Origin of the sequence: Methanothermobacter wolfeii (assembly GCF_025397995.1) — an archaeon.
In the GTDB taxonomy this organism is placed as follows: Archaea; Methanobacteriota; Methanobacteria; order Methanobacteriales; family Methanothermobacteraceae; genus Methanothermobacter; species Methanothermobacter wolfei.
Window position 1 is genome coordinate 382,710 of the sequence record NZ_CP104550.1, and the last position, 9,791, is coordinate 392,500.

The following is a 9,791-nucleotide window of genomic DNA, read 5'->3' on the forward strand; positions in this document are numbered from 1 at the left end:
TCTAATTTCGGTATGATCACGGGAAAACCATGGCTTTCTGGCCCCCATGAATCTTCCCGCAGCCCCTTTAACCCCCTGTTTAACTTAAGGGGGGGCTGATGCTGTCTGTCTGCTGATATTCACCATCTGCAGGAACTGCAGGGGACCTTTTTGGGTTCAGTGTTTTCCCATACTCCCGGTGCTGTAAGTATGGAAAGGCTGTAAAATTACCTGAGGTTCAGTGTTCTCCATACCCGCCCGGTTACTGCAAGGATAATATATCAGTACATTTACTATTATAACTGATGTAAAAATTTTCGGCTCCCCCTTGGAAGGAGATCTGCCGCTGTTTGGGTTAAATTTACTTACACCATCATGAGAGGTCTTATATATGCTCTACATAATTGGACTTGGACTTTACGATGAAAGGGACATATCGCTGAAGGGACTTGAAGCAGTTAAAGGCTGCCATGAGGTCTACGCAGAATTTTACACTGCAATGCTTCAGGGCTCCAGCCTCTCGGCGATTGAAAGATTAACAGGGAAGGATGTAAGGGTCCTGAGGAGGGAAGAGGTTGAGGAGGACAGGGTACCCCTTCAGAGGGCTGAGGAGGTTGATGTAGCCCTCCTTGTCCCCGGGGACCCCCTGATTGCCACAACACACACGGAGATTCTGGTGGATGCCAGGAGGAGGGGTATTGAGACAAGGGTGATCCATTCATCATCGATAATCTCAGCAGCACCAGGCCTTGCAGGGCTCCAGGCCTACAAGTTCGGGAGGATAATAACCATACCCTTCACAGAGGATAACTACTTCCCCCTCTCCCCCTACCTTAACATCAGGGCTAACCTTGAAAACAGCTCCCATTCCCTTGTCCTCCTGGATATACAGGCCCACAGGGAGAGGTACATGACTGCAAATGAGGGCCTCAGTTATCTGATGAAGGCATCAGGGGAACTGGATGATGACACCATCGGGGGGGACACCCTTGCAGTTGTAATTGCAAGGGCTGGTTCAGAGGAACCTCTTGTGAGGGCTGACCGTATAATGGACCTCATTGATGAGGACTTAGGGGATCCTCTCCACTGCCTTGTTATCCCGGCGGGACTTCACTTCGTGGAGGCAGAGTACCTGGTGGAGGTTGCGGGAGCCCCCGAGGATCTTGTTAAGGGGATGATACTTTAAACACCAGCGAACCCCTTATTTCAATTATTTGATGATGTAGTCGCATTTTTCAACATTCTGGAGGGGTATGATCATCTCCCTTTTTCCGAATTCTCTCTCTTTAAAACTAACCTTTATGAAGCATTTATCCTTATCAACCATTATGGCCTCCACCCCGAATTCACCCCTCCTGAAGTGATGAACCGTTCCATTTGTCATGGTGAGCTCCATCTTATCAATCATAAAAAACACCACAGTATTATATCTCTCTCCCTCCCTATATATCCTTCAGGGGATTCACAGGGAGTCCCATGATACAGGGTATAAACTTAGGGGAGGTGAAGTAATGGGCCATGTCCATGCAGGAAAATCAACAAGGGACCTTATTGATGCAGAGGATCTTATGAAGCTCCTGCCACTTGGAAGTGGAGACACCTTCCTTGATGCTGGCTGTGGAGATGGATTCATTTCAATTGAGGCATCAGGGGTGGTTGGTGACGGAGGGATGGTCATTGCAGTTGACATCTACCCTGAATCAGTTGAGAAACTTAAGGCCAGGATAGGGGACAGGACGAATATAACACCTCTAGTTGCTGATATAACCCGGAAAATGCCCATTGATGATTCAACGGTTGACCTCTACTTCATGGCAAATGTCTTCCATGGTACGGTGGCCAATGATGAGGTCGAACCCCTCATGGCTGAGATAAGGAGGCTCCTCAGGGGGGATGGTAAACTTGCAATCGTTGACTTCAAGAGGATACCCGATACTCCAGGACCCCCTATGGATATAAGGCTATCTGAGGACCGGGTCAGGGAGATACTTGAGGAGCATGGATTCAATGTACGTGATGTCCTTGATGCGGGCCCCTACCATTACATGATCATTGCATCGCCTGTTCCCTGAGGATGATCTCAGTAGAGCCGGGTGTATTTTTTCGGACGGTGGGTGGGGCCTCAGGGATTTTTTCAGGATAATTCAGTAGAGCTGGGTGTATTTCTGGAGAAAATCCTGTTTTTCATGGTCAAGTATCCTGAGGGCTGACATGTTCACAGGGGATGATGCGGCGCGCTCCTCAACAAGGTTCCTCAGGGTCCCCTTCTTTATACGTTCACGGACCTCTCTAATGACAAGGTTAAGGGTCCTCCTGTTCTCCTCCACAAGTTCTTCAGCGCCCATTTCATATAAACGGTACTCATTGAGGGGGTAGGTATGTGTCTCTGTAAGGAACACGTTTAACCTTCCGTAGAACTCTGCCAGGGCATCGGAGAATATATCCATCCCCATGTAGGCAAGGAGGGGAATGAATGCAGGGTGTGAAAATGTTGAACAGAGGAGTGTGTCGGGTTTAAGGGCCTCACGGAGTGATGTGACAGTTTCAACGAGGTCCCTGGGCCTCTGCAGAAGTTCATCCATGTTTGCCACTATGAGTCTCCTGAAATCAAGATCTTCAAGTTCAAGGGCACATTTTACCCTGAGGTCCCTGTACATTGAGCCATGGATGAATGCATATTCTGCATCTGAGCCTGAAGCCATCCTCAGGGTTTCGGCAACACCCCATTCTGCAAGCTCCCGGGGGATGCTGTAGGGGAGTGTCTCATATTCTGCAATTTCCATCTCTTCATGTTTAAGGAGGAGGGGTGTCTCCGCACCTCCGACCATCCCGTACCTTGCAGGTCCATCATGGATTTTTATCTGGTAGTCATCAACCTTCATCTTAACACCGTCTGCTGATTAGGTTAGTCTGCGGAATTACTAACCATTTGTGTCACCTAAAAGGTTACACTTTGGCAATTTTTAGGAATCTTTATATATCCATAAGGGTCACAGTCTAATAAGAAAAATCTGAGGTTTAACAAACCAGCGATCTTTCAGGGTGAGAAACAATGTCAGTTCTAAAGCGCCTAAAAGAAATCCTGATGGGTGAAAAGAAGGAAGAGGACAGTGAAGCAGAGAAGACTGAGACTACAACCGAACCAGCTGAGAAAAGTGAAAAACCTCAACCTGAAAAAACTTCAGAAAAACCTCCGGAACCTGCAGAACCCGTAGATGACGCAGTCGATGTTCCTGGTGTTCAGGAACCTTCAGGGGCTGCTGATGTTCAGGAACCAGAGGTGGCTGCTGAGCCTTCAGGGGCTGCTGATGTTCATGAATCAGAGGAGTCTGCAGGTGAGGATGTTAAGTCTGAAGAAACTGAAGGAACCTTCGATGAAACCGAGGAGATTGTTGAGGACGAACCCTCTTCTGAAGATGAATCAGAAACTTCTGAGGATGAATCAGAGGAAGAGGATAAAGGTGAAAGGAGTGGTATAATGACCCTACTAGAGCGAGAAGAAAACATAATCAGAAAGGGTAATATTGACAAGGAATTCTCTGAAAAAATAAAGGAAGCCGGTGGAGACAGCCTTGAATACTGTTTCCAGTGCGGTACCTGCACAGGATCCTGCCCATCCGGAAGGAGAACACCCTACAGGGTGCGTCAGATAATAAGAAAGGCAAACGTGGGATTAAAGGATGAAATAATAGCAGACCCAACACTCTGGATGTGCACAACCTGCTACTCCTGCCAGGAAAGATGTCCCCGTAAGGTTAAAATCGTGGACGTCGTGAAACTTGCAAGGAACGAGGCAGCTAAGGCAGGATTCATGGCACCGGCCCACAAGGCAGTCGGATCCTTCGTTATAAAAACAGGTCACGGCGTGCCAATAAACGATGCCACAATGGAATTAAGGAAGGCTGTTGGTCTTGGAGAACTACCACCAACAACACATCAGTTCCCTGAAGCCCTCGAAGAGGTCCAGAAGATCATCAAGGCAACAGGCTTTGACCAGTTAATAGGATACAACTGGGAAACAGGTGAACTTGAATAAGGAGGCATTGAAATGGAAATCGCATACTTTTTAGGATGTATCATGAACAACAGGTACCCTGGAATTGAAAAGGCAACAAGGGTGCTGTTTGAAAAACTCGGAATAGAACTCAAGGACATGGAAGGAGCATCCTGCTGCCCGGCACCCGGTGTATTCGGGTCATTCGACAAGACCACATGGGCTGCAATAGCAGCAAGGAACATAACAATCGCCGAAGACATGGGCATGGACATCATGACAGAATGTAACGGATGCTTCGGTTCACTCTTCGAAACAAACCACCTCCTCAAAGAAGACGAGGAAATGAAGGCAAAGATCAACGAGATCCTCAAAGAAGCAGGAAGGGAATACAAGGGCGAAGTCAACGTAAGACACCTTGCAGAAGTCCTCTACAACGATGTGGGCCTTGACAAACTCGCAGAGATAGTTGAAAAACCACTCAACCTTAACGTGGCAGTGCACTACGGATGCCACTTCCTCAAACCAAGCGACGAAATAAACATAGACAACCCTGAAAGACCAACAATCCTCGATGAAATCGTCGAGGTTACCGGCGCAAAATCCGTTGACTACAAAGACAAGATGATGTGCTGCGGTGCCGGTGGTGGAGTAAGATCAAGGGACCTTGACGTTGCCCTTGACTTCACAAGGGAAAAACTCACCAACATGAAGGAAGCAGGTGTCGACGCCATAGTGAACGTCTGCCCATTCTGCCACCTACAGTTTGACGTTGGACAGATGGAAATCAAGGACAAATTCGGCGAAGAATTCGACATCCCCGTGCTTCACCTGGCACAGCTCCTTGGACTTGCAATGGGTCTTCCGAAGGAGGACCTTGTGGTTGACGCACACCAGGTATGTGTAGACGAGTGCCTTGAAAAACTAGAGGAACTCGACCGCCTTGCACCTGGAAGCGGATAAACCAGTTTATTCATTTTTAGAGGGAGCACCATCTCCCGTAAATAAATTTTTTGAGGTGTTTTTTTGTTTATAGCTACCTTAAAGGGAATATTCACCCTGAAGGATCTTCCTGAAGAATTCCGCCCGTTTGTGGACTATAAGGCAGGCCTTGAAAAAAAGAAGTTATCAGATGACGATGAGATAGCCATAATATCCATAAAGGGCACCCAGAGTAATCATGTACTCTTCTTGGACTCATACAGCAGCGTAGATGAAATTCGCCGGGAACTTGAAGAAGCAGGTGCTAAGATAAACCACACAACCCTAAAAATTCTGGAAGGACACCTATGACACTCCCTGTTGAACAGACATGGTTTGTGCTTGTTGAACTTTTAACTGACCTGAGAAAGAGGGACGTGGAAGTCCCGGTATCTGTAACAGAGGACATAAGACTTGTCAGGACATCAATAAACTTTTACAAGACAGACACAGAAAACCCTGAAATGATTAAGGAGCTTAAAAGGATAAATGACATGCTGAACTCAATTCAAGAAGAGCTCCTTGACCTTGCCGAGAACCTTGATCCTGACTATCCAGGGGAATGGATTGAAAAATTGAAGAGAGCCGCGCGCGGAGAGGAAGTCCATAAACCACCCGAAACAAAATCCAGGTTCATTGTGGGTGCTCCACCAGGATTTGCAGCAGCAAGGGTACATCTTAAGGAACCCCTTGCAGAAGACAGGGTTCAGGACATCGCCGAAACCCACAGCCTGATAATAGAATTTGAAGAAGATGACCTCATAGCTGTTTACGGCGATTCAGAGGATATAAAGAAGGGTTTGAAAGAGATAGGCTCCTTTTTCAGGGAATAAAAGGAGGGAATTCAAATGAAAATCCTTGCTGTTAGTGATCTCCATGGCTCAGGAATCCCGGAACTCCACAGGTACCTCAGAAACAACAGGGTGGACCTGATAGTCGTTGCAGGGGACATAACAAACTTCGGGCCTTCCGAACTTGTTGAGGAACTGCTTAATGACCTGGCATCCCACAATATACCGGTTCTGGCAGTGCCAGGGAACTGTGATCCCCACGGCACCCTGGAGAAGATAGAAAATTCAAAGGCCCTTAACCTCCATGCAAGGGCTCTTAACATAAAGAACATGAGGATCTGCGGTCTCGGGGGATCCAATCCCACACCATTCAACACACCCTTTGAATTCAGTGAGGATGAGATCCAGAGGGAGCTGGATAACCTCCTGCCCGGCATGAATGATGAGATCTCCATACTTGTAACCCATGCACCACCCCACGCCACGGAAGTTGACAGGATACCATCAGGCGATAACGTGGGAAGCACCGCTGTACGGAATATAATAGAAAAACATGAGCCATGTGTCAATATCTGCGGACATATACATGAATCTCCAGGGGTGGACAGAATTGGGAGGACGGTCATCGTAAACCCGGGACAGCTCTCAGATGGAAGAGCAGCCCTTATTGAAATTTCAGAAGACGGCTCTGTGACGGCCGAAATCCTGGACCTTAAGTCCAGTTAAATGTATAGAACCATGGCAGGGGTTGAAGGTCCCTCTAAAGATGCAACCTTAAGTCCAGTTAAATATATAAAACTCTGATTTCAGATTATTACCGGACTCTTTTTGAGGTGAGTAAAAATGATAATGGTTCAGGGAGAGGTAAGCGGAAAAAAATACACAGAACCCTTCTCAAAGGGTGTGCTGGCACGTTCACTGACCAGAGCAGAAATGGATCCCAACAAGGCATACACCTTCGCTTCAATGATAGAGGCTCACCTTAAAAAGAAGAAGGTCGATCTTATCACAATAGATGAACTCGTTGAGGTTGTATCAAGGCACCTCAAGGAGGAGGACCCTGAGGTCGCAGAGAAATACATGCTCTGGAGACGGATAAGACAGTGCAAGGAGCCCCTCATAATACTTATAGGCGGTGCTTCAGGTGTTGGAACATCATCCATCGCCTTTGAGGTGGCAAACCGTCTTGGCATAAGGAACATGACAAGTACCGACATGATAAGGGAGGTTATGCGTAAGATAGTCTCAAGGGAACTTCTCCCATCAATCTATGAATCCAGCTACACGGCATACCAGTCCCTGCGCATACCCCCACCACCCGAACTGGACGAGGTGCTCATAGGCTTCAGGGACCATGTTGACAGTGTAAGTATAGGTGTTGAGGCTGTAATTGAGAGGGCCCTTACAGAGGGCATAAGCATAGTTATTGAAGGAGTCCACATAGTGCCCGGTTTCATAAGGGAGGATCTTGTTAACAAGGAAAACGTTGCAATGTTTGTCCTGACAGTTTCGGATGAGAACATACATAAGGGCAGATTCTATTCCCGCTGCAGGCAGATGTGGGCCAGGAGGCCCTTGAAGAGGTATATAAGTTACTTCTGGGCCATTAGAAGAATCCACAGATACATTGAGAGTCAGGCAAAGAAACACAATGTGCCTGTCATCGAAAACATAGATGTTGTTACGACGATTGATTCGATCATAAAATCACTCACAAAAACCAGTGTTAAAGGAGGCAGAGAGGTTGCTGAAGAAACTGAATGAGATTAGTATTGGAGAAGTGATGACAGATGATGTTATAACTGTCGAACCATCTGAAGATGTCGTGTTCGCATTCGAAAAACTGATGAAGCACAGGATAAGTGCACTTCCAGTAATTGAGGATGATGAGCTTGTTGGGATTGTCACGGCATCGGATCTCGGCCATAACCTCATACTTGACAACTATGAACTTGGAACAACAGTCGGTGAGGTTATGGTTAAGGATGTTGCGACTGTGGAGCCATCAGAAACCCTTGCAGATGCCATTGAAAAAATGAATGAATACGCTGATGATGGTATCATCAACCAGCTTGTTGTGGTAAAGGATGGAAAAATGATGGGCATCATCTCTGATGGGGACATAATAAGGGCCCTCAGAGATATATGATTCCCTGGTTTTGAGGGATCATGGTACGGTGCATGATCCTTGAGATGGTATCAGAGGATACCTGTATCGGTCTTCGTGGTCCTTAACTTGACTGCCTTCCCTTAGGAGGGTATCATAGGATACCTGTCAGTGTATAGATGGCCGCTGCCATAACAAGGCATACAGGTATGGTTACGATCCAGGTATAGGCTATATCCTTTATAACATCATATTTGACGGTTGATGTTCCATGGGCAATCCCAACACCTATCACGGATCCAACGAGGGTCTGCGTGGGGGATATGGGCATACCATAACCCAGAAATAAATATACAACAGTAGCTGCAGCCATCTGGGCTGAGAAGCCCCTGCTGGGTGTAAGATCGGTTATTCTTCTCCCAACTGTTTCTGTAACCCGATTACCTGCAATGAGTATCCCGGTCAGGAGGCCTGCAGCACCCAGCAAACGGATTTCATTTCCACCGAAACCTCCAGCTGCAAATACCACACCCGTTGCAACGGCTATGTCAAGGGCGCCGAGGTTAAGGGCTGAGAACGCTGAGCTGAAAATCTGCAGATACGAAAAGACCTTTTCAAGACGATCCCTGAAGCCGATATTATTGGCGGGTTTAAGTAAAATGGTTCTAAGAGAATAATAGATTATAAATCCTGATAAAAAACCCAGGATGGGAGATAAAACCCAGCTTAGAACTATGAATCCAAGGACATCAACCCTGATGTTGCTTAGCCCAATACTCGCTATCCCGGTTCCAAGGACTGAGCTCACAATGGCATCAGAACCTGAAACCGGTATTTTTTTCATTAACGTGAAGGTTATCCAGATCGAAGAGGTTAAGACAACCACAAGGGCTGCACGTGCACTGAAAAGGCCAGCGGGAATTATCCCCTCACTGATTGTCTTTATTACATTACCTCCAAAGAAGAGGGCACCTATAAGGACAAATATGCCACCAATCAGGAGAGCCCTTCTCATTTTCAGGGAGCCGCTCCCCACAGCGGTACCCACAGAGTTACCTATATCATTTGCAGCAAGGTTGAATGCCATGTAAAGACTTAAAACAACACTTATGATCATCAAGGTATCCATAAATTATTATTGGATCCCGTATTATAATTCTGTTCTCATGGATGAGGGATGTGCTGTTACTGGAAGTACACTGAACTATTGGTTCTGTTTAAGGATTAAAATTACATATCTCATCAGTCAAGTCTCTTTTAGGTGGCTGATATTGTTCATATGATTGTCTTTACCAGGGAAACATTAAAATACCAGTTTATCCAATGAATAGAATGGGCTAGACTGGAGGGTTAGGGGTCCTCTGTAAGCGCAAATCCCCTATACGGCGCGGTCGAAGTTCAGGGGACGGCTGGCTAACCGTTCGCCGGCCCTGGAGGCTGGTGTCGAAGCCTCGTCCCACAGGATTGGTGGTGATGGGGCCCTGACTGGAGGGTCAGGGTAAACCATCTTAGCCATGGGAACGGGTCAGGCCTGGAAAGGAGCAGCTCTACCATGGACAGCCGATGCTTGTGGATTAACGGGGTGGAGCTGGTCTTCAGGATCACCGGCGAATGGAAGGCCAGTCAACCCCTGGACGTGCCCATTCATTAAGGGCAAACTATTTATTGAAGGAAAAATTTATAACAGGGAACACAGATAGATTAACTCAAGGCCGGGGTGGCCCAGTCTGGTACGGCGTTGGCCTGCTAAGCCAATGATCCTTTGGATCTCGCGGGTTCAAATCCCGTCCCCGGCGTTTAATCTGATTATTTTCATGAATTATTAATTGAATTATCTGATGATACTTCTTCTCAGTTGATGAAGGCTAACAGGGAAATTTTTGATTCAAACTTATGATCATATGACTCATGACATGTTTTGCAATTTTTTCGGTTTTGT

General features: G+C 46.8%; 12 protein-coding genes, 1 tRNA gene and 1 other RNA gene. 11 read left to right on the forward strand and 3 right to left on the reverse strand.

Features of this window, described 5'->3' with window-relative positions; all coding sequences use genetic code 11:
- Window positions 1–370 precede the first annotated feature (370 nt).
- Complete coding sequence (gene dph5, locus N5910_RS02095; RefSeq protein WP_074358528.1) at window positions 371–1,165, forward strand: diphthine synthase; 795 nt, start codon at window positions 371–373, stop codon at window positions 1,163–1,165.
- A gap of 24 nt (window positions 1,166–1,189) precedes the next feature.
- Here the strand turns inward: dph5 and N5910_RS02100 are convergent, their stop codons facing one another.
- A complete protein-coding gene (locus N5910_RS02100; protein WP_191216376.1) occupies window positions 1,190–1,387 on the reverse strand; it encodes a hypothetical protein in 198 nt (65 codons plus the stop codon).
- Window positions 1,388–1,490: 103 nt separating this feature from the next.
- On the opposite strand from N5910_RS02100, the gene N5910_RS02105 reads away from it, so the two are divergent.
- Complete coding sequence (locus N5910_RS02105; RefSeq protein WP_074358529.1) at window positions 1,491–2,051, forward strand: class I SAM-dependent methyltransferase; 561 nt, start codon at window positions 1,491–1,493, stop codon at window positions 2,049–2,051.
- A 72-nt stretch (window positions 2,052–2,123) separates the two neighbouring features.
- Here N5910_RS02105 and N5910_RS02110 read toward each other — a convergent pair whose 3' ends face one another.
- Window positions 2,124–2,861, reverse strand: a complete 738-nt coding sequence (locus N5910_RS02110; RefSeq protein WP_261599714.1) for an archaeosine tRNA-ribosyltransferase — start codon at window positions 2,859–2,861, stop codon at window positions 2,124–2,126.
- Between the two features lie 170 nt (window positions 2,862–3,031).
- Here N5910_RS02110 and hdrC point away from each other — a divergent pair, with 170 nt between their 5' ends.
- The 7 genes from hdrC (at window position 3,032) to N5910_RS02145 (ending at window position 7,894) form a co-directional block, all read left to right on the forward strand.
- A complete protein-coding gene (gene hdrC / locus N5910_RS02115) occupies window positions 3,032–4,015 on the forward strand; it encodes a CoB--CoM heterodisulfide reductase subunit C (protein WP_261599715.1) in 984 nt (327 codons plus the stop codon).
- 12 nt (window positions 4,016–4,027) lie between these two features.
- Window positions 4,028–4,936, forward strand: a complete 909-nt coding sequence (gene hdrB / locus N5910_RS02120; protein WP_261599716.1) for a CoB--CoM heterodisulfide reductase subunit B — start codon at window positions 4,028–4,030, stop codon at window positions 4,934–4,936.
- Between the two features lie 63 nt (window positions 4,937–4,999).
- On the forward strand, window positions 5,000–5,266 hold the full coding sequence (locus N5910_RS02125; RefSeq protein ID WP_074358533.1) for a DUF749 domain-containing protein: 267 nt from the start codon (window positions 5,000–5,002) through the stop codon (window positions 5,264–5,266).
- Entirely contained in the window at window positions 5,263–5,787 is a 525-nt protein-coding gene (locus N5910_RS02130) for a DUF2096 domain-containing protein (RefSeq protein ID WP_191216377.1), read from the forward strand. Before N5910_RS02125 ends, N5910_RS02130 begins: the two co-directional genes overlap by 4 nt.
- Window positions 5,788–5,802: 15 nt before the next feature.
- On the forward strand, window positions 5,803–6,471 hold the full coding sequence (locus tag N5910_RS02135) for a metallophosphoesterase (RefSeq protein ID WP_074358535.1): 669 nt from the start codon (window positions 5,803–5,805) through the stop codon (window positions 6,469–6,471).
- Between the two features lie 117 nt (window positions 6,472–6,588).
- Window positions 6,589–7,509, forward strand: coding sequence for a 2-phosphoglycerate kinase (locus N5910_RS02140; RefSeq protein WP_261599717.1), 921 nt, complete (start codon window positions 6,589–6,591; stop codon window positions 7,507–7,509).
- Window positions 7,510–7,528: 19 nt separating this feature from the next.
- Window positions 7,529–7,894 (forward strand): CBS domain-containing protein, encoded by a 366-nt coding sequence (locus tag N5910_RS02145; protein ID WP_074359707.1) that lies wholly within the window; start codon window positions 7,529–7,531, stop codon window positions 7,892–7,894.
- Window positions 7,895–8,006: 112 nt separating this feature from the next.
- Here the strand turns inward: N5910_RS02145 and N5910_RS02150 are convergent, their stop codons facing one another.
- A complete protein-coding gene (locus N5910_RS02150; protein ID WP_315901941.1) occupies window positions 8,007–8,969 on the reverse strand; it encodes an inorganic phosphate transporter in 963 nt (320 codons plus the stop codon).
- Between the two features lie 213 nt (window positions 8,970–9,182).
- Between N5910_RS02150 and ffs the strand changes: the two genes are divergently transcribed.
- An RNA gene (ffs, locus tag N5910_RS02155) (signal recognition particle sRNA) lies at window positions 9,183–9,498 on the forward strand.
- 65 nt (window positions 9,499–9,563) lie between these two features.
- A tRNA-Ser gene (locus N5910_RS02160) sits at window positions 9,564–9,648 on the forward strand.
- The last annotated feature ends 143 nt before the right edge of the window (window positions 9,649–9,791 follow it).